Below are 26,639 nucleotides of genomic sequence, written 5' to 3'. Positions count from 1 at the left end.
GCGAAGCAGCCGCCACCCACGGGGAGAACGTCATGTCGCAGCAGAGCCCTACGCTTGCACCGCACAGCTACCGGGCGTACTTCGACCATCTGCTCGGCTGCCAGAAGTGCAGTGCGCCCCCGAGGCGATGTGACGACGGTAGCGCGCTGTACCGGACCTATCGGGCCGACTTGAAGAAGTCATGAGCGCCGAGGGGTGCGGCCGGACGATCGAGTCCGGCCGCACCTCGTCACGTCAGTCGCGGGCGATGCCCGGTGCGATGTCCTCGTACTGCTGCTTCACGGGAGCCACGCTGCGCGCGGTGGCTTTGGTCGTGGCCGTGGTCGACGGCTTGCCGCAGAACGCGGATTCCAGGGTGCCGGCCATGGTGTTGAGCACGGTGGCGTTGTTGGAGGTGTTGGCGAGCGCGGCGACGCTGCGCTTGCCGTCCTTCGAGGTGAAGGCGTATGTGTAGTAGCCCTGCACGGTGCCCGTGTGCCCGTACACGGAAATGCCGCAGGACAGGTCGCGGCGGCGCAGGCCGAGGCCGTAGCCCTGGGTGCTGTTGACCGTCGTCCACTGCTGCATCTGGGTGAGTTGCGTGGCGGACATGAGCTGCCCGCCCATCAGGGCGGAGAAGAACGTGTTCAGGTCCCGCGTGCTGGAGACGATCGCGCCCGCGCTCTGCGCCCAGGACAGCGTCTGCTCGGTGGAGTCCACCAGCGCCGCACCGGTCTCGTCGGGCGTGAGATAGCCGTTGACGTGGCGGCCCGGGACGGCGGTGTGGGGATGGACGTAGAAGGTGTCGCTGAGATTCAGCGGCGTGAAGATGCGCTTCTGGTATTCCGCGGCCACGGCGTGGCCGGTGAGCTTCTCGATGAGCATGCCCGCGACGACGAAGTTGGTGTTGGAGTACGAATAGGCCGCGCCCGGCGTGTTGTTGAGAGGCTTCTTCAGGGACAGGTTCACCAGGTCCTGGTAGCTGAAGACCTTGTTGCGGACTGCCTCGAAACCCGGGACCGTCTGCGCGAACATGTCGTTGGTGTAGTCGTACAGTCCGCTGCGGTGGCTCAGCACATGGCGCACGGTGATCCGGTCGTCGGGCAGCAGCCCGGGCAGATAGCTGTTCACCGAGGTGTCCAGACTCAGTCTGCCCTCGTCGACCAGTTGCAGCAGGACCACCGCGGAGAAGCTCTTGGTGACGCTGCCGACGCGGAACCGGTCGGTCGTGATGACGGCCCGCCTGGTGTCGCGGTCGGCGACTCCCTCGGCCCACCGGTGGAGCGTGCCGTTGTCGTCGACCCGCACCATCGCGCCGGGGGCTCCCTGAGTCAGCGCCGAGTGCAGTACGCTCCGCAGCCCGGCGTCGTCCGGCGCCGCCGACTCCGCGCTCGCGACGTCAGTGGCGGCCGCTTGCGCGGGCACAGCCAGGAGGGACAGCAGCACCGCGCCCAGCGCCGTACCTGAGCCCACCGTTCTCGAGACCATCTGATTCTTCTCCCGGTTTTTCTCTGCGTACCGCGCCGCGGATGCGGCGTCGGCACCATCTCTACGCGCCGACCCGGCACGCGGGTTGCATTGTCCGGGGTGAATGTGGAGGTGAGTCGGAAAGTGGCCAGTCAGCCGCCGAAGAGCTGCGTCCAGTACGTGCCCGCCTTGCCGCCGCCGGCGAGGCCGATGCCTATGTGGGTGAAGGCGGGCTTGAGGATGTTGGCGCGGTGGCCGGGGCTGTTCATCCAGCCGCGGACCACCTCGGCGGGGGAGCGCTGGCCGCAGGCGATGTTCTCGCCGATGGTGCGGCGGGTGGAGCCCGCCGCGGCGGCCCGGTCCCAGGGCTGGCTGCCGTCGGGGGAGGTGTGGGAGTAGAAGGCGCGGGTCACCATGTCGGCGCTGTGCGCCTGGGCCGCCGCGGTCAGCAAGGGGTCGACGGCCAGCGGCGGCAGGCCCCCCGCGGCTCGCTCGGCATTGGTCAGCGCGACGACCTCGTTCGCCGTCCGCGCCAGGCCGCCCGCGCTGAACGGCCGTGCCCACAGGGCGGTCCAGTACAGGTCGCCCGAGCGGTGGTCGGCGACGTACGCGAGCCCCGCCTGGCGGTACGCGGGCTCGTACAGAGTGAGCCGGGACTGCTCGGTGGACAGGCAGTACTCCACGAACTCGGCCGGTGTGCGCGGGCCGGAGACGAGGTGCTCGCCGACGGTGAGATACGCGTAACCGGCGGACGTGACGCGCTGGTACACCGAGATGCCGTTCGCGCTCTCGGAGCTGAGGAGCCCGCGGGCGGCCATGTCGGAGGCGTGTGCCCGCGCCGCGGCCGCGAGCCGTGCGTCGAGGGAGACGGGCGGGGAACCGGCCGCGGTGCGGACGGAGTTCACCAGATCGAGGAAGCCGTCCGGGTCGGGTGCCGCGACCGGCGTCGCGTCGTCCTCGGCGACATCGACCCCGAAGTCCCGCGCTATGCCGGCCAGCCCGTCCGCGTACCCCTGGCCGAGCGCGCGCAGCTTCCAGGTGGTGCCGCGCCGGTAGATCTCGGCGAGCAGCAGCACGGTCTCGCGCTGCGGACGCGGCGGGGTGAACCGGGCGAGGGTGCGGCCGCCCGGACCGGTGAGGTGCAGGGTGGGAGCGGGCAGTCGGCCCAGTGGTGTACCGGGATCGGAGGGGCTGATGACCACGGTGACGCGGCTCGCCCCGGACCGCAGGCCCGACGGGTCGATGGTGAGGTGCTCCGCGACGAGCCGGGCCCCCGGCGCGGTCGGCTGGTTGTAGAACACGAAGTCGCCGTCGCCGCGCACCTTTCCGCTGTCATCGGTGATGAGCGCGGAGACGTCGAAGGGACCCGGCACCCGGATCGTCAGGGTGCCGCCCGGCAGGGGCACATTGCCCCCGGGAACCAGCTCGCTCATGGTGCCGCCCGTCGCAGTGATGATCCCTGCGGACCTCCGACGCGGGCGTCCACGCCCCCCGGCCCGCTCACCACGTCAACGTTCTGTTCTCGTACGAGGGTTCCCACCGCCCTTTACCTCGATCACCTCGTCACGGCGCAACGAGCGCAGCGCCAGCAGGAGTACGCCGATGTCGTCCAGGTAGATCGGGTCCGGCAGCAGGTCGGCCGGGAGCAGGAGGTAGGCGACGGCGCCCCAGAAGACCCAGCGGGGTCCGGTCGGGAGTCCGGCACGCCGCAGATCTCGGCGGGTACGGACGAGTCGGACCAGGAGCGCGATCGCCGCCCCGAGTACGGCGGCGGCCAGGATCGCGACGATGGCGACCACCGTCCATGTCGTGGAATCCATGAGTCCGTCCATCCGTCCAGGGCTGTCGGCGGGCTGTTCCTCCCTGTCGTCTTCCCGCTCGAGGGATCCGTATCGCTCCCGGTTCGGCCATTGAAGGTGATCCCGCCGGGACCACCACCTGGGCCCGGGACCTCAGTTTCGCGCGGTGTTGCTGTCCACAAGGGCCTGGGTGACCGCTCGGATGCTGCGGGCGATGTGGTTGAGCTGCAGCACCTCGGCGGCGTACATCTTGATGGTGTGTTCGATGACCGACTCGTGCAGGCCGAGGGCGGGCAGTTCGGCCCGGGCGGTCTGCAGCGCGGTGCGGGCGACCCGTATCTCGTGCTGCACCTGGATCTGCGCGTGGCGGCCGAGCAGAACGGGATGCTTGATCAGCGTCGGATAGCTCGCGTACCGGGCCGGCACCAGGTCGCGCAGCCACTTGGTCGCCGATCGCTCCCAGTCGAAGCTGCCGGGGGGCTTGACCTGGCACGGCCAGTCCGCGGTGATCGGTGAGTACGTCAGGGCCATGTTCATCGCTTCCGGGTCACGTCGGCGGCAAGGTGGTCAGCGGTTCTGGGGGCGGCCCCGGTCTAGGGGATGGCCGGGGCCGCCACCACGGGCGCCCGCTCGCGCGGGGCTCGTCCGACCACCCGGGGCCCATGCGGGTAGGAGCGGACGGCCCCGAGTGGTCGTTGGGAAGTATTTATATATACCGCCGGATACGCAAGAACATGAAAAAATTCATGTGAGATTTGGTGTGAATGATCCAGTGATGCCAGGGTGACAGACGGTGCAGGTCAGTCCTCAGGTCAGTCCTTGAGGAAGAACTGGTGCTGCTCGGCGATCTGCTCGTACTCCTCAAGGCGTGCCCGGGTCCGCTCCGGATCGGCGTCGCTCATGGCCTGGAGCAGTGCCGCCGACATGACGACGGGGGCGGCATAGGAGTCGAAGACGAGGCGTGATCCGGTGCCGATGGTGAAGGTGACGTCGGCCTCGTCGGCCAGCGGTCCGAGCGCCAGGTCGGTGATCAGGGCCACCCGCAGACCCGCACTGCGCGCGACGCGCACGGCGGTCAGTGTCTCCTGGGCGTGCCGGGGCATCCCGAAGGCGAGCAGCCAGGTGCCGCCCGCCTCGCGCGACTGGAGCAGCGCGTCGTACGCGACGCTGCCGCCGCGTGTGACCAGCCGGACGTCGGGGTGGATACGGCGGGCGGCGTACGCGAAGTACTCCGCCAGTGACACGGAGATACGCAGCCCCAGCACGGTGAGCGGGGTCGACTGCGACAGCGCCCGGCCGACGGTGATCACCCGATCCGGATCGGCGAAGTCCCGCCGCAGGTTCTCCAGGTTCTCGATCTCGGCGTCCACCGCCGCCTGCAGCTCGTTGGTGCCGTCCTCCGCGGGCGCGGCGGGGGCGCCGGCGAGCGTGCTGAGCGCGATGGCCTGGAGTTTCTCCCGCAACGCGGGGTAGCCGCTGAAGCCGACCGCGGCGGCGAAGCGGGTCACCGAGGGCTGGCTCACCCCGACGCGTTCCGCGAGATCGGTGATCGACAGGAACGCCGCCTCGGTGATGTGCTCGATCAGATACTGGGCGATCTGGCGCTGGCCGGGCGAGAGCCTGGGCCCGTCGAACAACTCCCTGAGCTGGGACGTGGGAGCCGCGCCCGCCACCGGAACCGTCTTCCCCGAGGTGATCGCGGACGCCTGCGCGCGTGCCTGCTGCGGCGATGGCACCGATGCGCCTCCTTCGTGTCCCACGAGGATTCAACATAGCTCACGGCCCGTGCTGACCAGGGAATGGACGACCACGCGCAGTAGCTCGGCGAGCGCCTGGTCACCCGGCCGTACACCCCGACGGCCTCCTCGGCTACGTCCATCCAGAACGTCGGCGACCGCCGGAGTCCGGCCGGCCCGTCACCTACGACAGCACCGCGAACTTCGGCGTGGGCGCCTTCCTGCTCGCCGGCACCGAACTCGCCCGACTGACCCGCTCCAGATGGCGACAGACCGCTGCCCCCGCCGCCGGCCTGCGGCGGGGGCACCCCGGGGCCGGTCGGTCAGGGCTGTGCGGTGAGCGTGAAGCTCTGCTCGGAAGATCCGTCGCAGCCGCGCTGGGTGAGCTGGACGCTGTTCGTCGAGGCACTCGCCGCACTCAGGCACTTGCCGCTGTGGCGGGCGACGAAGTGGTACCGCCCGGTGGCCTCCTTCACGGGCTGCCACTGCTGGTTCTGCCCGCTCGAGTAACTCCACAGCTGGAGCGGCGCGTTGTCGGCCGTCGAGACGCCGGTCACGTCGATGACCTGCTGTGGATTGCCACGGATGGTGATCCGCAGATAGCCGCTGTCGGTCGAGCGGAACTGGAACTGCTGTGCCTGAGTGCCGTTGCAGGCGTACTGCTGGATCGCGGTCCCGTTCGCGGTGGCGGCCGAACGGGCGTCCACACAGGTGCCGTTGGCGGCACTTGTCAGCGAGTACCAGGAGGTCTCGGAGATCGAGTCCGCCGGGGGAGGGGTTGTGTCGGCCCCGCCCAGCCACTTCAGCCCGTCCAGCAGGAACCGGTTCTGTGTCTCACTCGCGAACGTCGACGACAGACGGGTGTTGGTCGAGTAGTCCATCGCGTTGTGGCCGAAGTTCGCGTACAGCATCTTGTAGTTCGTGTTGGTCCACAGGATCGGGTAGTAGCCGCTGTACCAGCTCTGGTTGGGATCCGTGCCCAGGGGGAAGCTGCTGGGGTCGACCGAGGCGAGGATCTTGATGGCCGGGTTCTGTCGCAGGTCGTTCGACCAGCTGTACCACTCGCTGACCGACGAGGTGAAGGTCGCGGACAGGTTCTTGGTCGAGGCGTGTGTACGGTCCTCGACCTTCAGCACCGACGTCGTCGGCCCCCAGGTGTTCGACTTGAAGTTGCCGCTGCCGAGGAACTGGTTGTGGTACCACGGCCAGCCCGCCGCATTGGTCGTGAAGGCCGAGACATGGAAACCCAGCCAGGCGCCGCCACCCCGCATGTATGTCTCGAAACCCGTCCGTTGGGCGGACGTCTGCGGCAAGTCGTCCAGGAACAGCACGACTTGATAGGCGTTGACGCCGCCGTTGCTGAGCAGGTCCCAGTTGTTGCTGGCCGTGTAGGTGAAGCCGTTCGCCGCGGCCTGCTTGGGGAACCAGTCGTTCGCGTCCTTGACGAAGTCGATGTGCGCCGCGTCCCAGGTGCCGCTGTAGAGCGCCAGCACCTTGAACGGTGTCGCCGCGCTGCTCGCGTGGGCAGCGGGCGGGGCTGCCAGGCCGAGCAGTGTCGCCAGGAGGACGAGAACCCGCAGGGCCGCGCGCGCAGGACCCGATCTGATGGTGTGCATCGGACGTTCCTTCCCGTACGGGTCAGGGGTAGCTGACGAGGTTGGCGACATTGGTGGAGGAGTTGGACGGGCCGCCCCTGTCGTTGATGACGTGCCGGATCGTGCCCGTACCGCCGAGTGAGACCGTCACCATGTCCTTGAAGCGCACGTTCGCGTTGTTCGGCGCCTCGATGGCGCGCTCCGCGGCCACGCTCGGGTTGACGTTGAAGTAGCAGTAGCTGCCGAAGCCGTACACCTGGTGGCTGGTCACGGAGTTCGCGACCTTGTAGGCGGCGTAGCCCTGCGTCGAACCGTTCATCCAGGACGACTGGTTGGGCGGGTCGTACGGCATCTCGTTCTGGTAGAAGTACGTCCGGCCGCCATTGCCGTTCCAGATGGTCTGGTATTTCTGGTAGTGCTCGGCGAACAGGCCGTACATCGTCACGTCGTCGCCGTTGACGACCAGTCCGGTGTCGGCGGTGTTGCTCGTCCAGCCCACCCCGCTGCCGTGGTCGGCGCGCCACAGCCACAGGTGGTCGCCGATGACGTCGTCGCTGTTGATGGTCAGGCTGGTGGTGGCCTTGCCGACGCCCGGGCCGCCGATGCGGAAGAAGACGTCGTGCAGGGAGCTGGGGTTTGCGCTGTGGTCCGCGGAGGAGCCGCTCGGCCCCATCTCCATGAGCTGCGCGGAGTTGGTGGTACCGGCGTCGATCAGAAGCCCGGCGAGCTGGACACCGTTCACGTCGGCGACCGTCATCGCGGTGATCCCGTTGTCGGGGATGAGCGTGGCCAGGCCGAGGCCCAGGACGACGGTGTCGGACCTGGTCACCTTGAGTGTCTGGTCGAGGTGGTAGACACCTGGCGTCACCAGCAGGTTCTTGCCCTGGGCGAGCGCGTCGTTCATCTGCGCGGCGGTCGCGCCGGGCTTGACGATGAAGAAGTCGGCGATCGGCAGGGACGTGCCCGCGGGGGTGCCGGAACTCCACGTGGTGCCACTGGTGTTGGTGCGCACGGAGGGCACGAACACTTTCCAGGCGCCGGCGGAGTCGACGTACAGGAAGGGCTTCTCACGCGTCACCGGCGCCTGGTCGACCGTGGTGTACGGCGGGCTCGGGAAGCTGTTCGCCGGAGCGTTCTTGGAGCCGACGAAGACCATGTTCCAGTTGGAACCGGTCCAGCTGCCCCACTCGGTGTTCCGCGACAGCCACTGCTGCTGCGAACCGGAGTTGACCTGACCGTCGACCTTCGTGTCGGCCATGTAGCCGCCACTGGACCAGCCGCCGTCGTCCAGCGCGAGGTTGCCGCGCAGATGCATCCGCCGGTACGGCGCTGCCTGCGACACCGCCCAGCGGTCCGAGCCGTTGGTCGGAGTCACCGACAGGTTCTCCGCCGACCGCCAGAAGTTCTGGGTGGCGTTGCCCTGGAACCAGTCCGCCTCGGCGTGCACCGAGCCGCGGATGTTCACGTCGTCGGGGGAGAGGCCCAGACCGGCGACCTGGGTGTAGAAGCCGACGTTGGCGTTGGCGTCGTACGTACCGGGCTTGAAGAGGAAGGCCTTCCGCGCGGTGCCGAACTGGTTGGTCTCCTGCTGGGAGAAGGCCGAGTTGAGGCTGCTCTGGATCGTGGCGGCAGGCGTCGACGGATCGAAGACGGTGACGTTCGGGCCGAGGTCCGGGGTCCCGGGCGGCGGCGTCGCGTCGACGGGATTGACGTAGAAGGACTGGGCCGCCGTGCCGTTGCACGTGTACTGAGCCAGCTGCACACTGTCCGCGGTGGAGGCGCTCGGCACGTCGAGGCACTTGCCGCTGTTGCGGTTCACGAAGTGGTAGGCGCCGCTGGACTCCGCCACGGCCTGCCACTGCTGGTTGTTGCCGCCGCCGTACGTCCACAGCTGCACCAGCGCGTTGTCCGCCGTCGAGACGTCGGTGACGTCCCAGGCCTTGGTGGCGTCGGCGCGATTGTCGACCTGCGAGTATCCACCGGGGGTGGCCGCGAACTGCCACTGCTGGGCCTGGCTGCTGTTGCACGCGTACTGCTGGACCGCGGTGCCGTCCGCCGTCGCGGCGGCGCGCGCGTCGACGCACTTGCCGCTGCCCGCGTTGACGACGGTGGCCCAACCGGTGGGCAGCGCGGCGGCCTGCGCGGTCGCCTCGTCCTGCGCGGCGAACGTGACGCCTGACACCGTTGTCGCCACGAGGGCGACCACGGTCAGTATCTTCGGTATCCGGTGGCGGCCTGACTGTTTTCTGGATCTGGACACGTGGGCTCTCCTGCGCTGGTGGGGGGTGGGGTGGGGAAGGTCAGCCGGTGTACTTCGCGAAGACGCGCGTGTAGTCCCAGGCCTGCTGGCTCACTCCGGAGCAGCTGTCGGCGACACCGCTCGTGCACGGCCGGTCGCGGTTGACCGACCAGAACGTCAGCCGTGCCAGGTGGTGCTGTTGCGCGTAGCTGAGGATGGTCTGGAAGTCGGCGACGGTGACCGTCTCGCTCTGGTCGGTGATCCCGTTCATGGAGGAGATGCCCATGACCCGGTACGCCTGGTCGTCGCTGTAGCCGTAGGCGTTCTTGAGGGCCGTCTTCAGGCCCTCCGCGGCCCGCTGGGTGAGTGTTCCCATGTTCTGGCCGGCTCCGCCGAAGTCGAACGGCATGATCGTCCAGCCCTCCACGGTCAGTCCGGACGCCGCGGCCCGGTTGATGAGGCCCGTGTCGGGGCCGGACTGCCCGGTGCCGATGGTGACGTACACCTTGATGCCCGGGTTGTTGGCCTTGATGGTCTTCAGGGCGTCCACGGTGCGCTGCTGGACCGTCGGGTTGCTGTAGGCGTCGGCCTCGATGTCGATGTCGATGGCCTTGAGTCCGTAGGCGTTGATGACCTTCTGGTACGCCGCTGCCAGCTCGCCCGCGCTGGAGCAGGAACTCTCCAGCTTGTTGCCGCTGTACCCGCCGAACGACGGGATGATGTCACCGCCGTTCGCCCGCACCGTGTTGACGGTCTGCTGGTCGACACCCCCGGTCAGCGGGCGGCTGCCGTCCCACTGCGGGTTGCAGTAGCCGTGGCTGAGCACGAAGGCCAGCGTGAACCACTTGACGCCGGTGGCGTTCATGACGGTGGTGGGGCTCGGCGGGCTGCCCCAGCCGTTGTAGAGGTACGGGGCGACGGCCATCGGCGCGGTGGGGGGCGTGCCCCCGTCGGCGGCGGGCGCGGTCCATTTCTGGTTGGCGGCGCCGGTGCAGTTCCAGATCTGTATCGGGGTGCCGTTGGCCGAGGTGTTCCCCGTGACGTCGGCGCACTTGTCGGCCTGCGGATTGACGAGGTCGCGGGCCGCGCTCACCGTCCACTTCTGGTTCGCGCTGCCGCTGCAGTCCCACAACTGGAGTTTGGCGCCGTCGGCGGTCGCATTGCCGGTGACGTCAAGGCACTTGCCGAGGGCGCGTATCGTCCCGTCGGAGCCGACGGACCACTGCTGGGCCGCGGTGCCGTTGCAGTCGTAGAGCTGTACGGCCGTGCCGTTCGCGGAGTTCGCCCCGGCGACGTCGAGGCACTTGCCCCCGAGTCCGCTGATGGTGCCGGTGGCGGCCGCGACGGGCGACACGCTGAGGGCGCCGGCCGAGAGAGCGAGCACCGCGGTGGTGAGGGTTCCGCGCAGTGTGGTGGAGCGCGCAAGGGAATGTCTGGTCATCACGGGGATCACAGCCCTTCGCAAGTGGCTGATGGTGGGGGGTTCACATCCATGAACGTTGAGCGCATTCATGGGGCGCCGGTGACCGGTGAACCTAAAGGTCTGAACCAGACACGTCAAGGCATGAAGCAAAGGAGCCCAGTAATTGGGCTCCTCGCAGAAGGAGTTGAACGCGCGGTGGAAGCGCTTACGGGAACAGGCGCTTGAGAAAGGTGTTGTCGTACACCCCGTGCGGGTCGAGTCGGTCCAGGACGGCGGCCGCCTCGGTCCAGCCCGGTCCCGTGCCGTCGTCGAAGGACATCGGCACGGCGGTGCCCAGGACCTCCTCCTCCGACCAGGCGGCCTCGTCCGTGTAGGCCCAGCCCTTCGACCACTCGACGCGGGTGAGGGCGTACTCGCCGTCGTACGTCGCGAGCAGGAACCGCTCCAACTCCCGGTAGAACGCCTCCGCGTGGGGCGTGCCCGGCAGGGTCAGGACGTCCAGCCAGACCGCGGTGTCCCACTCGGGGTGATCCGCACGGGGCCGCAGCGCGGACAGTGACGGGGCGCGTGCGCCGGGTGATGCGACGTCGGACGGGTCGTCGAGGCCGGTCACGCGGATCTCGACCTGACCGTTGACGGGATGGCGCCCCGTGGCGGCGTAGGCGGCCAGCCGCTCCCGGAAGAAGGCCGTGAACTCCGCGACGACGCGCTGCACTTCGGCCCGTGAGGTGAGCACGGCGTAACCGTTGGCCGTCACCCGCAGGGTGGTGGGCTTGATGTAGAGCAGGGTGTTCTTGGACGGCCCCCAGATGTCGGCGGACAGCGTCGTGGTCAGACCGAGGACGGCCGCGTCGAGCTGTGCGTTGCCCAGGACCGGGGCCAGGTACCAGGCCGCGTCGGACACGATCCGTCCGGCCAGATCCGCCACGAGGGTCGGGATGTTGTCGGAGAAGGGGTAGTTGTACGGCGAGGTCACCCGGCGCGAGGTGAGCGGGCGCCGTGGGGCGACGCTCCACACCTTCAGCCAGGGGAACTCGGTGAACGCGAACCAGATCGCCTCGGCGCGTCCGGACTCGTCCAGGAAGCTCGCGAAGGTACGTCCGTCACCGCCCGGCGCCGCGAAGAGCTCGGATGCGGGGATGTCGGTACGGCTGACGCAGCGCAGGTTGGTGTTCGCGCCCACCCGCAGGACGACCTCGGTGACCAGGGCGCGGCCGAGGTGCGCGAGGAGCGCCGCGCCGTCCGCGTCGTTGCGTTCGTACGTCCGCAGCACGTAGGCGTCGCTTTCCGCGTCCCACACCACCGCCGTCAGCGACAGCACGAGATTGCTGAGCGAGCCGTACGTGTGCCCGGGCAGCCGGCTCTCGCCGTGGGCCGGGACGGCGGTGCCGTGCGCGTCGATGGCCAGGGCGCCGCCGAGCGTGAGGTCGCCGGGCGCGGGCGTCGCGGTGAGCCCGAGACCGTGGTCCTCCAGGTGTCCGAGCAGGGCTTCGAGGGTGACACCGGCACCGGCTCGTACGGCGGCGGGGGCGGTGGACTCCACCGACAGACCGGTGAGGTGGGTGGCGGTGTCGACCAGCAGCACCGGGGCGCCGGGCGCGGTCCCTGCGGGGATCGTCAGCGGCGACCAGCCGTGGGAGCAACCTCGGGCGCGCACTGTCCAGCCCTGTTTCCAGGCCCAGTTGACCACGGCGACCACTTGGTCGGCGTCGGCCGGCGCACAGGCCCACAGCCCCGTGGCGGTGATCTCGCCGACCCAGTTGCGGTACGCGGACCGGTAGACGTCGACGCCCTCGGGGAACCCGGGCAGCTCGGCGGACGCGGCGGCGCGGTCCTGGAGCGCGAGGTGGGGCACCGCGGCGAGCGAGGCCGCGGTCAGCAGGAACCCCCGACGGGACCAGGGGGTGTTCCCTTCACTTCCTATATGGTCGGTCACGCGGCTCACGGTAGGTGACGGTTGACACGCATCACCACCCTGTCAAAACGATTCATCCATGTGGGTGAATAACTCACTGTTGCCACCGCGCCCGAGGGCCGCATCTGCTCTCAGCGGGTGTGACGTCCTGCGCAGCGGCGGGAAGATGTCAGACTGACGGCATGGACGAGCGTGAATTCGGCAGGTCAGGTCAGAAGGCATCGGTCATCGGTCTCGGCACGTGGCAACTCGGCGCCGACTGGGGCGACGTGAGCGACCCGGACGCCAGGGCGGTGCTGGAGACGGCGGCGGAGTCCGGGGTGACGTTCTTCGACACCGCGGACGTGTACGGCGACGGGCGCAGCGAGCAGACCATCGCGTCCTTCCTCAGCGGCCGTCCCGATCTGCATGTCATGGTGGCGACGAAGATGGGCCGCCGGGTCGAGCAGATCCCGCAGAATTACGTCCTCGACAACTTCCGGGCGTGGAACGACCGTTCCCGGCGCAACCTCGGCGTCGACCGCGTCGACCTGGTGCAGTTGCACTGCCCGCCGACCCCCGTCTACTCGTCGGACGAGGTGTTCGACGCGCTGGACACGCTGGTCGAGGAGGAGCGGATCGCCGCGTACGGCGTGAGCGTCGAGACGTGCGACGAGGCGCTGACGGCGATCGCCCGCCCGAATGTGGCGAGCGTCCAGATCATCCTCAACCCGTTCCGTTTGAAGCCGCTGCGGCAGGTGCTCCCGGCGGCACGGGAAGCGGGCGTCGGCATCATCGCCCGTGTCCCGCTGGCCTCCGGGCTGCTCTCCGGCAAGTACACCAAGGACACGGTGTTCGCGGACAACGACCACCGGACGTTCAACCGCCACGGGGAGTCCTTCGACCAGGGCGAGACCTTCTCCGGCGTCGACTTCGTGACGGGCGTGGAGGCGGCGGCCGAGTTCTCCGCTCTCGCCCCGGAGGGCTGGACCCCGGCCCAGCTGGCGCTGCGCTGGATCATCCAGCAGCCCGGCGTCACCACGGTGATCCCGGGCGCCCGCTCGCGCGAACAGGCCCGCGCCAACGCGGCGGCCGCGAAGCTGCCGCCGCTGCCGCAGCGGACGCTGGACGCGATCGAGGAGCTCTACGACCGGCGGATCAAGGAGCAGGTGGAAGGCCGCTGGTAGCGGATGGGTACAGCATCGTGAGGGTCGGGATCCGCACGGACGGCGCTTGCGATGGGTAGCGGCTCGGGGCGTCGGGGTTCGGGACGGTGGCCCTGACCGCGTCTTGATCATTCCAGTGGCGGTGGCCGGTGCAGTGGGTCCGGTCACCGCCTCTGTGCGCCGAACTGGGCCTGGATCCACGGCGGATGAACCCGCACGGTGGCTCGATCGCCTTGAGTGAGCCCTGCGGCGCGGCCGGGGCCCGGCTGATCACCCCTGCCCAAAACCTGTTCGCATGGGCTGCGCACACCGGGAACTCTTGTGGGTAAGAACGGCGTTGAGATCACGGAGAATGAAGCTATGGCCGAAGCTTCGGCCGGAATCAAGCGGACACCCAAGCCAAATACGGAACCAAGTAAGCCTGAAACGACGCGATGTGATGCCCTTCACCCCGATGTGGCGGAAAGTGATGAATTCCTTACGGTCGTGACACGTATGGGAGGGGGCAGAGCATCGTGAGACCGGCGGGAGGATCTTTCGTGCGACCGTTCACCCTCAACTACGCCTTGCCCACAGGGCATTCGGCCGCAATACCCCCGTACCACTTCGATGTGTGCCTGCAACTGAACGTGCTGCCGGACGGCCGTCCGGCCGTCAGTGACCGCGCCCTGCTGATGGCCACCGGCACGACCACCTCCACCGCAGGTTCCCAGACGCACTTCGACGACTGACGGCCACTCACGCAGATGACGGTATTGATTCTCACGGCGGAGCAGGACGTCACCGCCGACATGGTCGTGGCCAGGCTGCACGAACAGGGCGTGCCCATGGTGCGCCTGGACCCGGCGGATCTGCCGGGCAAGGCGGTGCTGTCCGCGGACTACGCGCACGGCGACTTCGACGGCTATCTCTCGGTCAACGGCCATGTGCTCAGCATGGGCGGCCTGCGATCCGTCTGGGTGCGTCGGCCGGGTGAGCCCGCGGCGCACGCGGCGGAGCCCTCGCCGTGGCTCACCGCGGAGACCCGGCAGGCGCTGTTCGGGATGCTCTACTCCGCCTCGACCCGTTGGATGAACCACCCGCGCCGGGCCGAGCAGGCCCGGCACAAACCCTGGCAGCTGCGGGTCGCCCACGGCAGCGGCTTCGCGGTGCCGCCCACCGTCATCACGACCGCTCCGCGGGTGGCCCAGCAGTTCGTGGAGGAGTACCGACAGGTGGTGGTGAAATCCGCCTCGGGGCCGCCGCCCGGCGAACCCGCGGTGGCCCTGCCGACCACCCTGATCGGCCCCGACGCGGACTTCTCCGGCGTCGCGGCCGGACCCGCGCTGCTTCAGCAGTACATCTCCAAGCGGGCCGACATCCGGCTCACCTCCATCGGTCCCCGCCTGTTCGCCGCCCGGAAGACCGCTGTGCCCGGCCAGGTCGACGGGCGCTTCGGCGACACCGGGCACAGCTGGGAGGCCACCGCGGTGCCCGGCCGCATCGCCCGCTCGGTCCAGGAGTACACGGCCTTCACCGGACTCGCGTACGCCGCCTTCGACTTCGCCGAGGACGAGGACGGGGTCTGGTGGTTCCTGGAGGGCAATCAGGGTGGGCAGTTCGGCTTCATCGAGCTGGAGACCGGTCAGCCCATCTCCGAGGCGGTGGCCCTGTGGCTGTCGCAGCGAAGACCCGGAAAAGGCCGTTGACACCCATCCGCCACCACCCGCGCACCGCCGTACGGCAGTCGGCGGGTGTGCCGCCGACCCCCGCCCAACTGGCCACCCTGCGCGCGGAGACGGACGTCTACCGGCGGGTGCTGGCCACGGGCGGCCTCGTCGCGCTCGGCACCGACCAGCCGCTCGTGCCGGTCGGGCTCTCGCTGCATCTGGGCCTGCGCGCCTTGCACCGCGACGGTCTCTCCCCGGCGCAGGCACTGCGCACCGCGACCGTTCTGCCGCCCGGCTGTTCGGCGTCAACACGGACCTCGGCACCGTACAGCCGGGGAAGCTCGCCGATCTGACGGTGGTGGACGGTGACCCGTTCGAGGACTTCCACACGCTCGTACGGACGGCGTCGGTGCTCAGGGGCGGGACACCGTACGAGGCCGCCGACCTGGTGGCCGCGTTCGAGCCGTCGTCGCGGCACGCGGCGGCCGGGGACGACGGCTCGAAGTGGGGCGGCTGCTGCGACGGGACGGCTGCTGCGACGCCGGGTCACCGTGACGTGCCCTTGAAGGACTGCAGGAACACATCCAGGGTCCGCCGGTTGTCGGCGGTGTCCCAGTCCTCGGCCGGGGTGGTGTACCGGAGGGAGAAGCCCTTGCCGTCGCCGATGAGGAACCCGCGGCCGAAGGTGCGCTCACGCACCCCGTCGGACACCGAGAACCACTCCATGTCGGCGCCCTCGCGGGAGCGATAGGTCACGGGGCGGATGGCGCCCACCCGCTGGTAGCCGATGGAGTCGCCGCGCAGGGACGTGTCCACATCGCTCCAGACCGCGACCGGATCCGAGCCGAGCTGGGTGCTGTAGGTGATGGCCAGGGTGCGCGGGTCGTCGCTCGCGCCGAGGGTGACGCGGTAGGAGCGGTCGGGGGATTCGTCGGTCCGCAGGGGCTTCCAGCCCTGGGGAAGGTCGATGGAGAAGCCCTCGGGCGCGTCGTAGCGGTAGAAGCCGGCCGCCGGATCGCCGGGAGTGGCGGACCGGGAAGGAGACGCCGAGGCGGACGGTGTCTGCCGGGGAGGAGTGCCGGGTGCTGTCGGGTTGGTGGGGGTGGGCGCGGCGGACGGGCTGCCGGGCGCGGTGGGCGAAGGCGCGGCGCCGGACGCGGACGTACTTCGGTCGAACAGTCCGCCCGCCGCGGTGAGCCCGGCGAAGCAGACCACGGTGACGGCCAGCGCTCCGCCCAGCAGCACCGGTCGGCTGACGGGCCGACTGCCCCGGGCCTGCCGTGCGCACGGGGCTTCGACGCCTGTGTCCCGGAAGACGGGCAAAGTCTCCGTGGGCGTGGAGTCTTCGAGTCCCGCCGTGAGGATGCGCGTCAGTGCTTCGCGTACGACCGACTCGGGCACCCGCTCCACGGGATCCCTGCGCAGGAGTCCCTGAATGGCCGGACTGAGCGGACCGGCGTTCAGCGGGGTCCGGATGGGAAGCCGTTCCACGGCGCGGAGCGTGGCTTCGAGCCCTCCCCGGTCCCGGATGGCCGGACGCCCCTCGACCATCTCGTACATGATCGCGCCCAGCGCCCACAGGTCGGTGGCCGGTCCGCCGCCCTCGCCGCGGGCCTGCTCCGGGGAGGCGTACGAGGGGGTCGTGACGCGTGCGGACGAGGTGGCCCCCATCAGACCGAATCCGCCCACCGTGACCCCGCCCAGCTCCTGCACCCACACCTGCCCGGGGCTGAGATCGCCGTGCGTGATCCCTTCTTGATGGGCGGCTCCCAGGACATCGAGAATGCCGAGCCCGATCCGGGCCACCCGGACGTGGTTCACGGGGCCGTGCCCGAGCAGCGTGCTCAGGGGAACGCCCTCCGGCCGTGCCGTGACCGTCCACAGGAAGTCGTTGTCCTCGACGACGTCGATGACGATGGCCACCCGCCCCGGGCAGACCAGCCCCAGGGCCTCGGACTCACGGGTGATCCGGACAGCCGTCCGCAGCTCCGCCTCCTCGCGCAGATGGTCCGGCAGCAGTGAGCGGGTCAAGGTGACCGGCCGCTCGGACTCGACGTCCTGCCCGTACCAGCCGTCGCGCCCCGTTTCCTGGTGGACGACCTCCAGCAGCCGATATCTTCCGGCGACCAACTCATCCGTGGAGACTTGCACCTTGACCATGGTCATCCCTCGCTGCGCCCCGGGCTCTCACCTTTCCCGGTTGTACGGAGGATGTGACGTTGAGTGTTCAAAGGCGGGCGATACCAGAATCCTGTTTTTCCTGAATTCCTTTCGTGTCGCGCACGCGTGCGAAAAAACAGGCCCGTCATCCCCCGCGGTTCATCTCACGGCCTCCTTGCCGATGTATGACTCGGCGAACGTGGCCGCCGCCGAGGGCGAGCCGAGGATCCGCCGCAGCCGGGCCTGGGCGGAACCCGCCCGGAAGGGATCGCCCGACGACGGTCCGTGGATCAACTCCGAGAGCCACTGCGAGAATTCCTGGTACTCCCAGACCCGTCGCAGACAGGCCGCCGAGTAGCCGCGCAGTCCGCTGTCGTCCCCCGCGCCGCAGTACGCGACGAGCGCGTCGGCCAGCAACAGGGCGTCGTGCAACGCGAGGTTCATGCCCTTGGCGGCGATCGGCGCGACCAGATGGGCGGAGTCGCCCGCCAGGAACAGCCGCCCGTACGTCATCGGCTCCACGACGTAGCTGTGCATGTCGAGCACACGCTTCTCGATCAGCCGGCCCTCGGTGAGCGGCGGGGCTCCGGCCACCGCCAGCCGGGCGTGCAGCTCCGACCACACCCGGTCGTGCGACCAGTTCTCCGCGTCGTCCCCGGGCGGGACTTCGAGGTAGTAGCGGGTGACCTCGGGACTGCGGGCCATATGGGCGCCGAATCCGCGTGGGTGGATGCCGAAGACGACACAGTCCGAGGACGGAGGGGCCTCGGCGAGCAGTGCCAGCCAGCCCACTCCGTAGTCGTACCGGGAGACCGTGCCCCGATCAGGTTTCACATAGGTGCGGGTCACTCCGCGCGCGCCGTCGCAGCCCGCGATGATCCGGCAGTCGATCCGCCGGCGCTCGCCCGTCGCCGGGTCGGTGTACAGCACCGCGGGACGGTCGCCGTCGACGCCGTGCAGGGCGACATCCCGTACGCCGAAACGGATGTCGCCGCCCCGCACGTCGGCGTATTCGCGTACCAGGTCGGTCACCAACAGCGGCTGCGGATATGTGAAGTGCCGGTCCCCGGTCAGCGCGGCGTACGGGAAGCGGTGACGCTCGCCGTCGATCCGGAACTCGCATTCGCTGTGCGGCTGTGCCCGCTCCACGAGCCGGTCGGCCAGCCCCCGCTGCCGCAGCGCCCGCACCGCCCACTCCTCGATGAACCCCGCGCGGGGCCGCTGTTCGATGAACTCCCGGCTCTCGGTCTCGAGGAGCACGCAGTCGACGGACGCGGCCCGCAGGATGTTGGCGACGGTGAGACCGGCCGGTCCGGCACCGATGATGACTACGGGGACGCGCTGGGCCGGCGCGGATGTGGGGGAGGGGGTGACCATCCGAACATTATGACGGTGACGCGACAATTCTTTCCGGGCAGCCCCGCCCCGTTCCCCGGTTCCGGGGAATCGGACGTGGACGTAAAGAATCATGATGAACTTCCTAGTACCGCATAATTGAAGATTCTTTCTTCATATCGCTTTCTTCGGGCATTCCGCACCCCCTACCGTGAGGGCTCATCCGCTCGGGGGCGGAACGTGGACCGGCCGTGTCGGCGGCCGGAACGTGCCGGGAGGTGTGCCGTGTCCTTGGGGGAACTGACACGCAGTGCGACAGACGCGTCGGGTCTGATCGAGTTGTTGACGCGACATCAGCCGACGGGATCCGGCTCGGACCCCGCCGTCCGCGACGCGCACCGTCGCGCACTGGAGGCGCTGTACCGGGCCAGGGAGAGTGCTCAGGCACCCTTCAGCATCGGACTCACCGGCGAGATGAGCGTCGGCAAGTCACTGTTGCTCGGAGTGCTGCTGGGCCTGCCCGAACTGCTGCCGGTCGGCGAGGAGGCCGTCACCGCCAACGTCACCCTCATCCACGCGAAGGCAGGGGATCCGCAGCTCCATGAGTCGTACGAAACCGCGGTGCGCGTCGAGTACTTCAGCCCGGCGCAGACGGTGGGATACGTGCGCCACCTCAGGAAGGAGTTGGCGGACCAGGCGCGGGCCGCGGGACTCGACGACACCGTGGTGCGGCAGCTGGAACAGTTGCCGCTGCGCGACCCCGACTGCGGCGAGCTGATCCGCTTCCGGGACACGTACCTGAGCGGGGCCCTGGCCCAGCCGCTCGCCGGAGTGCTCGAGGAACTCCGCGCCCTGGACGCGGCGTTGACGCGGATGCGCGAATACGGTCCCTCGCTGCTCGGGCTGACCGCCCAACTCGGTGCCGACCACGCCCGGGCGGCCCTCGTCCTGCCGGGCGCGGACGAGCGACGCGGCCGTGACCCCCGTACCCTCTGGACCTCGGGAGACTCGCCCCGCCCGAGCGCGTCGCCCCGCCCGACCGCCTCGTCGGAGCCCTCCGCCGAGCTCCTGCGCGCGACGCTCCCGCTGATCCGCCGGGTCGTCCGGGAGGTCCATGTCGCGCCGTCCGTCTGGGATCTGAGCGCCTTTCCCGGGGCCGAGCTGCGCTTCCTCGACTTTCCCGGGCTCAACAGCGACTTCAGCTCCGTACGGGACCAGTACGTGTGCGGCGCGGAACTGCACTCCGTACACAGTCTGCTCATCCTGCTGCACGCCGGAGACGGTGCCAAGGACACCCCGCAGCGCATCGTGCGCATGTGGCACTCGGCGCGGCGGACCGACGCGATGGAGGACTCCGTCATCGCGCTGATCAGCCGGTTCCACGACCTCCGCGTCGCCGAGACGACGCTGAAGGGCTATCTGCACGACGACCAACCACTGACCCGGGAACGGCTGCTGAGCGGGATGAAGGTGCTGCGCGACCTGCTTGCCAGCGCCGAACGCCTGGTGACCTCCCCGCGGCAGCAGACGATGGCCCCGGGCGACCGCGTCCTGTTCACCTCGGCGATACGGGCGCTGAGCACCGGGTATCGGACCGAGCGGCTCAGCAAGGAATTCGTCGACAAGTGCGACCTGGAAGCCCAGTTGCCGAAGGCCGACCGGCTGGCCGGCATCTGGGGCGACATCGGTCGACGGCTCACCACCGACCCGCTCGGCGGCGGCCTGGACCGGATGCTGACCGACTTCGCCGACGACGGCGGTGTACGGCGGCTACGCCAGTCCTTGGCCACGCATGTCACCCGGCACGGGGCCGCGCTCCAGCTGGCCCAGTTCACCGGCCACCGTGTCGCCGCCGCCGAGGCGCTGCGGGAACTGCACACCGCCCTCGACGCGTCCGGTGACCGCGGCCGGGTCGACCACGGTGCCGAGACCGCGGTGCGCCAGCGACTCGTCGCCCTGCTCTCCGTGTGGTCGGACGTACGCAACCGGGCCGGCGCGGAGCTGCTCGACGCCCGCCGACTGCATCCGGGCAGGGCGGGGGACCCGCCCGGCGCGACGCTCTTCGGCGAACTGGAGCGGGACACCGCGCAGCGGGTCTACACCTGGCGGTCCTGGGCCCGGCTGCTCGACACGGTGCACGACGAGCACGTCGATCTCCGCCGGCTGCACAGCGACCCCTCGGTCCCCGCGCGTACGGAGGACTTCTTCACGGAGTTCCGCGACGCGTGCCACGAGGCGGAGAACGCCGGATCGGCCCGTCTGCTGAGCGCCGTGGAGGCCTGGCTGCTCACCCATCAGCAGCGCGTGGTGGCCGCGGCCCGCGAACTGGGCACCGTGGTCACGGCCGAGGCGTTCGACCGGCTGCGCTCCGGTCCCGACGGGGACCGGCTGGTCGCTCTGCTCTCGCGGGCCACGAGCCTGCAGTGGGTACGGGACGAGGCGGAGAAGGCGCTGCGCGACAAGGAGCCGACGCAGGCGCAGACGGACGACGGCGAACTGCGCGACCGGTTCCCGCTGCGCCCGGGCCATCTGCTGCCCTGGCATCCGGACAGTCCCTTCGATCCCGTGGAGGACGCCGCGGCCCGCCATCAGATCGCCATCGCCCGGCAACGGCGCGAGATGGCGACGATGGTGCTCCGCCAAGCCCTGACCGGGCTGGTCCGTCGCCAGCGTCTGGTGGTGTCCCACCTGCACGGCGAAATCGGGGCCTTCACCACCGAGGTGCGGCAGGCGGCGCTGGCCGGGGCACTGATCACCGCGGTCGCCGGCGTGACCGATCGCGGCGGTTCGCTGACCGGGCTCGCCGAGCAACTGCGGCTGCGCGCGGCCGATTCCGTCTACACCTGGGAGCAGTCCCCGTGGAGTCCGCAGGACGGGGGGCCGAGTCTGTGGCCGGACGCGACCACCGGGCGCAGCGAGCACGGCAGCGTGTTCCACATCGGTCCCGACGCGGGAGGCGCGCGATGACGCTGGAGGCCGGTTTCCTCGGCGACGGACAGGAGCTTCGCCCCGATTCCTTCGGACGGTACTCGCTGCCCCCGGTCCTGCTGGCGGTCGCGGGCGCAGGCTCCGGGCCGGTGCTGGTGGAGGAGTTCGGCTGCCACGCGGAGGGGCTGCCGCCGTCCGCGCGGCACTGGACCGCCCACCTGGCCGAGGCCTGGCGCGCCGTGGATCCTCGCGGGCGGCGCATCGACGCAACCCATGAGGTACGGCCGACGCCGGTGCCCCATCCGGGGTTCGTGGACGCTCACGGCCGTACGACGCTGCGCCTGGTGGTCAACGTGAGGTACTACTCCGTCGACCCGCTGACCGGCCGGGAAGTACGGGGCATGCCCTACCTCAGTACCGCCTTCGTGACGGTGTCGTTCGGCGCCCCGCCACGGATGCCCGCGGTGGAGGAGACCGTCGCGGGAGAGGTGCCCGCGGCTGCCCGGAGCGGTACGGCGCCCGCCGGCTCCCCGTCGTACATCAAGGCCCGATCGGTTCCCGCCGACACCGATGGCCCCGCCGTCCGGCCGAAGCGGAGGGTGGAGAACGCGAACGACGCGTTCCTGGGCCACGCGGCGATCGACTACGGCACCTCCAACTCGACGGTGGCGCTGTACGACGGTCAGTTCCAGGACCCTCAGCCCTTCTCGCCCGCCCAGGTCGCCCGGCTGCGCTCCGAGGTACTGGGGCGAGTGCTGGGCGAACCGTATCCGGAGCTCGTGCGGGAAGAATGGGAGTCGGTGTTGGCCCTGGCCCGGACCGCGATGAACGGGACGGGCACCGTGGACGCGCGGTCGGTTGCCGAGGTCATCGGGTCCGAGACCGGCACCACGGGCCTGTTGCGGCTCTGTCTGCTGCTGGACCAGCGGGTCGCCGACTGCTCGCACCTGCTGCGCAGGGAACTCGCCACCCGGCTGCACCGCTGCTACGACGCCGCGTTCACGGTGCCGCCGCTGGAGCAGATGCGACTGTTCCCGGTGGAACTCGGCGACGGTACCGCCGAGGTGTCCAGCCGGCTGGAGGTGCTGACCACCGAACCGCTCACCGTGCGCATGGGGGAACCCGAGCGGTCGGCCGGAACGGCGGTCGGCGGGCAGCAGCCTTTGGCCGCCTTCCGAGGGCTCAAACTGAAGCTCGGCAGCCCGCGGGTCATGGACGAACTGCCGGGGCACCGGCCGCCCACCTCGGACCGGCTCATCGAGTCCGCCCTGGAGTTCCTTGTCGACCGATCCGACCGCTTCATCGCGCGACAGGCCCTCGGACGTCTCGGCTCGGGTCCGCTCGACGACCTCGTCGTGACCTATCCGACGGTGGCGACCCCCGACGTACGGCGCAGGCTCCGGTCACTGGTGGTGGACGGCGTCGGCGCCGGCCGGGTGTCGATGCACTTCGACGAGGCCGTCGCCGCCGTCATGTTCTTCGTGATGCGGGACTTCGGCGGAGACCTGGACACCGGCGTCGAGGCGTTCAGGGCCCGCTCCCGCAAAGTGGGCCGTGCGGACTGGACGCAGAACGTCCTGGCGCTGGACATCGGCGGCGGCACCACGGACATGGCACTGCTGACGCTGTCCCTGAAGGACACGACCCCCGTCGAGGTGCTGAGCCGACCCGACGCGGACCGGCTGGGCCGCCACTACACGCTGACGCCCACCGTGCAGGGCTCCAGCGGCCACACCCGTCTCGGCGGCGACCTGCTGACCCTCTCGGTGTTCCACTGGCTCAAGTCGGAACTGGCGGACCGTTTGATCGCCGCGCATCCCGAACGGTTCCGCACGGACTTGGAGGAGGCGAAATCCGCCTACCTCGACGATGCCGGGCGGTATCTCCAGGGCAGGCTGGCGCTCAACGCGCTGTCGACCAACGCCGAACCCCGCGCCCAGGCCCGACGGCTGGCGGAGGCCGCGGTGCCCACCTGCTGGCGGACGGCTCCCACCAGCGAACGCGACCGGATGCGCTGGACTTTCGAACAGCTGTGGCAACTCGCCGACCAGGCCAAGATCCACCTGGGCGCGTCCGACGCCACTACGGCCGGTGCCCCGTCGCCCTACCGTTTCGGCGAGCAGGAACTGTCCGGGCTGCTGGACGGCTTCGGCCGGAGCGGGGACGCGCGGGCCGCCGTCGAGTTCGAGCTGGGTCCGGCCGGATTCGAGGAACTCGTCAAGGGGCACCTCGCGACCGTGGGCGGCCTGGCCGACGGCATGCTCCGGGAACGGCTGCTGGAGGGGCAGCCCCTCGACCGCGTGGTCCTGACCGGCAAATCCTGTGCCATGCCGTTGGTTCGCGATGTCCTGGTCCGCTCGATCGGCAAGGACCGCAAGCTGGAATGGGACCCGGCGAGCATCGAGGTGGAGCGGGAGTACGCCAAGACGGCCACCTCGATCGGCGCCGCCTGGGCCGAGCAGGTGCGGCAGACCTCCTTCACGCCCAAGGGCTCCTTGCAGGCACTGGAGCAGGGACGCACGGTCGTCCAGATCGACGTGGAGAACCTGTTCTTCTCACTGCCGTGCCGCTTCGAGCTGGGCATGCAGGAAGGAACGCCCAGCCTCCTCCTCTTCGGTGCCAACACGATGCTCCGCCACCTCGCCCACACCGCGGGACAGCCCCCGGTCCTCGCCGTGCGCACCGACGACCCCAAGGAGATCCAGGAGGTCATCCGGGTCGTCAGGGTGCGCCAGGGCGCCGAGAACATCACCTGGGGCCAGTTCAAATCCCCGGAGACCGGCGGTGTTCGCACCCCGGGATCCACCGGGGCGGCGGACCGCATCTGGCCGAAGAGGATCAGGGCCCGCTACGAGGTCACTGCCGATCTCGACGTATTCGCCTACTTCTCCCAGGGGAACCCGCACTACACCGTCGAGCAGCGGGGGGAGTCCATCGACCTGTGGCACAAGCTCGCCCGGGCGGGCCTGTTGCAGCCCGGCGAGCGACCGGACACGCTGCCCCTGGCGATCTGCGTCGGCTTCACCATCGGGGGGTCCTCGCGTGCGACCAAGGGCACGGAGATCTTCGCGGCGGGCACGGCCCTCACGGAGATGTTCCACGACTCCGACGCGCCGGACGCGCCCGCTCGTGCGGGACTGCTCGGGCAGCGGGCCCTGCCCGAGCCGTTCGGCTCCGGCGAGTGGGAGTTCGGGGCGCGGGTGGAGGAGAGCGGCACCGTGCGGACCGTGCCGCTGGGCCGGCTGCGCGCGCCTGGGACGGAGGCTGGGGCCCGTGCGTACTTCGTGGCATCGCTGGACGCGGAGGGCGCTTTGCGGGTGCACCTGGGCGGCGTGCCGTTCTGGGCGGCACGTTCCTTCGCTGACGTGGAGCATGAACAAGGGCGAGTACTACGGCATTTGATGACCGTTCAGGACAAGGACCGGGACGACCTCGACGACCCGTTCGGAGGGCTGCAGTGACCGTGCCGCGGTCCGGGGCTTCGGAGCGCGTCGTGTGGGAGGAGTTGCTGCACACGGAGGAGTCGCTGCTCGCGAAGGTGGCCGCCGCGGGACTGGCGGGACTGGCCGGCACGCTGCGGGCCGCCCTCGACGCGGCCCCGTCCGACACCGGAGCGCCCGCTTGCGCCCTCCTCCTGGAAGCACTCGACGGACTGCTGGCCGGGTACCCGCACACCGCGCCCGACACGCCTCTCGAGGCCCCCTCGGTGCTCCCGCCCCCACCGTCCGCGCCCCCACGCAGCACGCCCTCCCCGATCCGGGTCCTGGCCGGGGAACTCGCCGCGTCGGCGGAACTCCACGACTTCGCACCCGGTGCCGTACCGCCCGCACCGGAGGAAGCCGGAGCCGAGGACCGGGTTCGTCGGTGGTTCCACCTCACTCTCCTCAGGCTGCCGGAACGGCACGCCGCGCCCTGGCGCGAGCGTGCGGTCCAGGCGGAACCTCCGCCGGACGAGCCGTGGCGGACTCTGCGGGGCTGGACCGACGAGATACTGCTGCCCCCGTCGGGCGAGGGGCGGCCCGGCATCCGCACCGTGCACGACAAGGCGGTGGAACCGCAGGACCTCGCCCGGCTCGTCGTGACGCTCGCCGAGTACGACGAGGCACTGTGTCTCCTGCTGGCCGGGCTCTGGACGGGCGGCTCCGAACGGCTCGCGGATCCCGCGGTGTTACGGGCCTACCGGGGCGAACTCGACAAGCGCCTGGACCTGTGGGGGCGCAGCCCGCAGGAGAGCACGGAACAGTTGCGGGCCGGCGTCTCCCTGGACGAGGCCCTCTGTTCGGTGACGCACCTGCCGCCCGGCGCCCCGGCCGGCTGGTGGAGCCGGCTGGCGGAGGAGTCGCACGCGACGGTGCTCGAAATGTCCCGCCGAATGGGCGCGGCGGGCCGGAACGTGGAGGCGGTGCTGCCGGCCCGGCCGTACGGCAAGGCCCGTACCCACACCCGGGGCGACGACATCCGGCTCGGCGTCGGCGGCCGCCCGGGCGACACGTTCACCTGTCTGCGACTGTGGCTGCGCATCGACGACCAGGTGTTCCCGGGGCGCGTCGTCTACCGGGGGCAGGAGTGACGCCCCGGGCACCCGCGGCGCCGTACTGAGCGCGCCGACTTGACCGGGAGCGGCGGAGGTCTAAGGTGAGAGCAAATTGGTTGAAGAATGGACGGAGTCTCCGATGGCCCCCTCGGACCCCTTGGATCTCGCCGCGATCGAGGCCGAGCGCGCGCGTATCCGGGACACTTATCTCACCTCGGACCGGCGGCCGAGCTCGGCCCGGGGGGTGCACCATGTGGCGCTGCTCTCCTCGGACGTGGAGCGGACCGTGCGGTTCTACCAGGATGTCCTGGAGTTCCCGCTCACCGAGATGATCGAGAACCGCGACTACAAGGGCTCCACCCACTTCTTCTTCGACGTGGGCAACGGCAATCTGCTGGCCTTCTTCGACTTCCCCGGCCTCGACGTCGGCCCCTACGCGGAGGTGCTCGGCGGACTGCACCACCTGGCCATCTCGGTCGACCCCACCACCTGGCGGCGACTGCGCGAGCGGCTCGGTGAAGCCGGAGTGGAGTACGAGGAGGAGAGCGGCACCTCGCTGTACTTCCGCGACCCCGACGGCGCACGCGTCGAACTGCTCGCCGACCCGCTCGGGGAGATGTACGGCAGCTCGGTGCTCTGAGGGCGCGGTCGTCGGTCGGTGCTACAGACAAAGGGGCGATCCGCTGTGCCAAGCCCCGGATCTGCGAAAGACCGATCGAAGCCCGCGCCGTCCCG

19 protein-coding genes and 1 pseudogene are annotated in these 26,639 nt (G+C 70.0%); 9 read left to right on the top strand and 11 right to left on the bottom strand.

Going from position 1 to position 26,639, the window contains the following annotated elements; translation table 11 throughout:
* Nucleotides 1-234: 234 nt before the first annotated feature.
* The 9 genes from ACX28W_RS03995 to ACX28W_RS03955 all read right to left on the bottom strand — a co-directional run bounded on the left by ACX28W_RS03995 (nt 235) and on the right by ACX28W_RS03955 (nt 12,174).
* On the bottom strand, nt 235-1,467 hold the full coding sequence (locus ACX28W_RS03995; protein ID WP_458997346.1) for a serine hydrolase domain-containing protein: 1,233 nt from the start codon (nt 1,465-1,467) through the stop codon (nt 235-237).
* A gap of 131 nt (nt 1,468-1,598) precedes the next feature.
* Entirely contained in the window at nt 1,599-2,879 is a 1,281-nt protein-coding gene (locus ACX28W_RS03990) for a CAP domain-containing protein (RefSeq protein ID WP_458997345.1), read from the bottom strand.
* A gap of 75 nt (nt 2,880-2,954) precedes the next feature.
* Nucleotides 2,955-3,266, bottom strand: coding sequence for a DUF1232 domain-containing protein (locus tag ACX28W_RS03985; protein WP_458997344.1), 312 nt, complete (start codon nt 3,264-3,266; stop codon nt 2,955-2,957).
* 132 nt (nt 3,267-3,398) lie between these two features.
* A complete protein-coding gene (locus ACX28W_RS03980) occupies nt 3,399-3,776 on the bottom strand; it encodes a hypothetical protein (RefSeq protein WP_458997524.1) in 378 nt (125 codons plus the stop codon).
* 281 nt (nt 3,777-4,057) lie between these two features.
* The gene (locus ACX28W_RS03975) at nt 4,058-4,981 is read right to left on the bottom strand and encodes a MurR/RpiR family transcriptional regulator (protein WP_458997343.1); all 924 of its coding nucleotides are present in this window, start codon (nt 4,979-4,981) and stop codon (nt 4,058-4,060) included.
* 323 nt (nt 4,982-5,304) lie between these two features.
* Nucleotides 5,305-6,597, bottom strand: coding sequence for a ThuA domain-containing protein (locus tag ACX28W_RS03970; RefSeq protein WP_458997342.1), 1,293 nt, complete (start codon nt 6,595-6,597; stop codon nt 5,305-5,307).
* A 22-nt stretch (nt 6,598-6,619) separates the two neighbouring features.
* Nucleotides 6,620-8,770 (bottom strand): RICIN domain-containing protein, encoded by a 2,151-nt coding sequence (locus tag ACX28W_RS03965; protein WP_458997523.1) that lies wholly within the window; start codon nt 8,768-8,770, stop codon nt 6,620-6,622.
* Nucleotides 8,771-8,876: 106 nt separating this feature from the next.
* Complete coding sequence (locus ACX28W_RS03960) at nt 8,877-10,256, bottom strand: ricin-type beta-trefoil lectin domain protein (RefSeq protein WP_458997341.1); 1,380 nt, start codon at nt 10,254-10,256, stop codon at nt 8,877-8,879.
* Between the two features lie 187 nt (nt 10,257-10,443).
* The gene (locus ACX28W_RS03955; RefSeq protein WP_458997340.1) at nt 10,444-12,174 is read right to left on the bottom strand and encodes a cholesterol oxidase substrate-binding domain-containing protein; all 1,731 of its coding nucleotides are present in this window, start codon (nt 12,172-12,174) and stop codon (nt 10,444-10,446) included.
* 161 nt (nt 12,175-12,335) lie between these two features.
* Here ACX28W_RS03955 and ACX28W_RS03950 point away from each other — a divergent pair, with 161 nt between their 5' ends.
* The 5 genes and pseudogenes from ACX28W_RS03950 to ACX28W_RS03930 form a co-directional block, all read left to right on the top strand.
* Nucleotides 12,336-13,319 carry an aldo/keto reductase gene (locus ACX28W_RS03950; protein ID WP_458997339.1) on the top strand — a complete coding sequence of 328 codons (984 nt, stop codon included), beginning with the start codon at nt 12,336-12,338 and terminating at the stop codon, nt 13,317-13,319.
* Between the two features lie 128 nt (nt 13,320-13,447).
* Complete coding sequence (locus ACX28W_RS03945; RefSeq protein ID WP_458997338.1) at nt 13,448-13,627, top strand: hypothetical protein; 180 nt, start codon at nt 13,448-13,450, stop codon at nt 13,625-13,627.
* 210 nt (nt 13,628-13,837) lie between these two features.
* Entirely contained in the window at nt 13,838-14,029 is a 192-nt protein-coding gene (gene tgmA, locus ACX28W_RS03940; protein WP_362068321.1) for a putative ATP-grasp-modified RiPP, read from the top strand.
* Between the two features lie 15 nt (nt 14,030-14,044).
* A complete protein-coding gene (locus tag ACX28W_RS03935) occupies nt 14,045-14,986 on the top strand; it encodes an MvdC/MvdD family ATP grasp protein (protein WP_458997337.1) in 942 nt (313 codons plus the stop codon).
* 29 nt (nt 14,987-15,015) lie between these two features.
* Nucleotides 15,016-15,502, top strand: a pseudogene (locus ACX28W_RS03930) (amidohydrolase family protein); the annotation flags it as partial.
* Here the strand turns inward: ACX28W_RS03930 and ACX28W_RS03925 are convergent.
* A complete protein-coding gene (locus tag ACX28W_RS03925) occupies nt 15,494-17,107 on the bottom strand; it encodes a serine/threonine protein kinase (protein ID WP_458997336.1) in 1,614 nt (537 codons plus the stop codon). The pseudogene ACX28W_RS03930 and the gene ACX28W_RS03925 sit on opposite strands and share 9 nt — an antisense overlap.
* A 159-nt stretch (nt 17,108-17,266) precedes the next feature.
* Nucleotides 17,267-18,484, bottom strand: coding sequence for a 4-hydroxybenzoate 3-monooxygenase (locus tag ACX28W_RS03920; protein ID WP_458997335.1), 1,218 nt, complete (start codon nt 18,482-18,484; stop codon nt 17,267-17,269).
* Nucleotides 18,485-18,784: 300 nt separating this feature from the next.
* Between ACX28W_RS03920 and ACX28W_RS03915 the strand changes: the two genes are divergently transcribed.
* From ACX28W_RS03915 to ACX28W_RS03900, 4 genes are all read left to right on the top strand, one after another.
* Entirely contained in the window at nt 18,785-21,409 is a 2,625-nt protein-coding gene (locus ACX28W_RS03915) for a hypothetical protein (protein ID WP_458997334.1), read from the top strand.
* Nucleotides 21,406-24,831: a hypothetical protein gene (locus tag ACX28W_RS03910; protein WP_458997333.1), complete on the top strand. Its 3,426-nt coding sequence runs from the start codon at nt 21,406-21,408 to the stop codon at nt 24,829-24,831. The genes ACX28W_RS03915 and ACX28W_RS03910 overlap by 4 nt, the downstream gene beginning before the upstream one ends.
* Nucleotides 24,828-25,940 (top strand): hypothetical protein, encoded by a 1,113-nt coding sequence (locus ACX28W_RS03905; protein WP_458997332.1) that lies wholly within the window; start codon nt 24,828-24,830, stop codon nt 25,938-25,940. Before ACX28W_RS03910 ends, ACX28W_RS03905 begins: the two co-directional genes overlap by 4 nt.
* A 103-nt stretch (nt 25,941-26,043) precedes the next feature.
* A complete protein-coding gene (locus tag ACX28W_RS03900; RefSeq protein WP_458997331.1) occupies nt 26,044-26,544 on the top strand; it encodes a VOC family protein in 501 nt (166 codons plus the stop codon).
* Nucleotides 26,545-26,639 lie beyond the last annotated feature (95 nt).

This window comes from Streptomyces sp. SD15 (genome assembly GCF_054462255.1).
Note: the sequence above shows the minus strand (reverse complement) of the source record. Positions and strands in the feature narration are given on the sequence as shown.

What these genes read in the sequence shown, in the direction of transcription:
- ACX28W_RS03995 (WP_458997346.1), bottom strand. Translation starts at nt 1,467, where the DNA reads ATGGTCTCGAGAACGGTGGGCTCAGGTACGGCGCTGGGCGCGGTGCTG.
- ACX28W_RS03990 (WP_458997345.1), bottom strand. Translation starts at nt 2,879, where the DNA reads ATGAGCGAGCTGGTTCCCGGGGGCAATGTGCCCCTGCCGGGCGGCACC.
- ACX28W_RS03985 (WP_458997344.1), bottom strand. Translation starts at nt 3,266, where the DNA reads ATGGATTCCACGACATGGACGGTGGTCGCCATCGTCGCGATCCTGGCC.
- ACX28W_RS03980 (WP_458997524.1), bottom strand. Translation starts at nt 3,776, where the DNA reads ATGGCCCTGACGTACTCACCGATCACCGCGGACTGGCCGTGCCAGGTC.
- ACX28W_RS03970 (WP_458997342.1), bottom strand. Translation starts at nt 6,597, where the DNA reads ATGCACACCATCAGATCGGGTCCTGCGCGCGCGGCCCTGCGGGTTCTC.
- ACX28W_RS03960 (WP_458997341.1), bottom strand. Translation starts at nt 10,256, where the DNA reads ATGACCAGACATTCCCTTGCGCGCTCCACCACACTGCGCGGAACCCTC.
- ACX28W_RS03950 (WP_458997339.1), top strand. Translation starts at nt 12,336, where the DNA reads ATGGACGAGCGTGAATTCGGCAGGTCAGGTCAGAAGGCATCGGTCATC.
- ACX28W_RS03935 (WP_458997337.1), top strand. Translation starts at nt 14,045, where the DNA reads ATGACGGTATTGATTCTCACGGCGGAGCAGGACGTCACCGCCGACATG.
- ACX28W_RS03925 (WP_458997336.1), bottom strand. Translation starts at nt 17,107, where the DNA reads ATGGTCAAGGTGCAAGTCTCCACGGATGAGTTGGTCGCCGGAAGATAT.
- ACX28W_RS03920 (WP_458997335.1), bottom strand. Translation starts at nt 18,484, where the DNA reads ATGGTCACCCCCTCCCCCACATCCGCGCCGGCCCAGCGCGTCCCCGTA.
- ACX28W_RS03910 (WP_458997333.1), top strand. Translation starts at nt 21,406, where the DNA reads ATGACGCTGGAGGCCGGTTTCCTCGGCGACGGACAGGAGCTTCGCCCC.
- ACX28W_RS03900 (WP_458997331.1), top strand. Translation starts at nt 26,044, where the DNA reads ATGGCCCCCTCGGACCCCTTGGATCTCGCCGCGATCGAGGCCGAGCGC.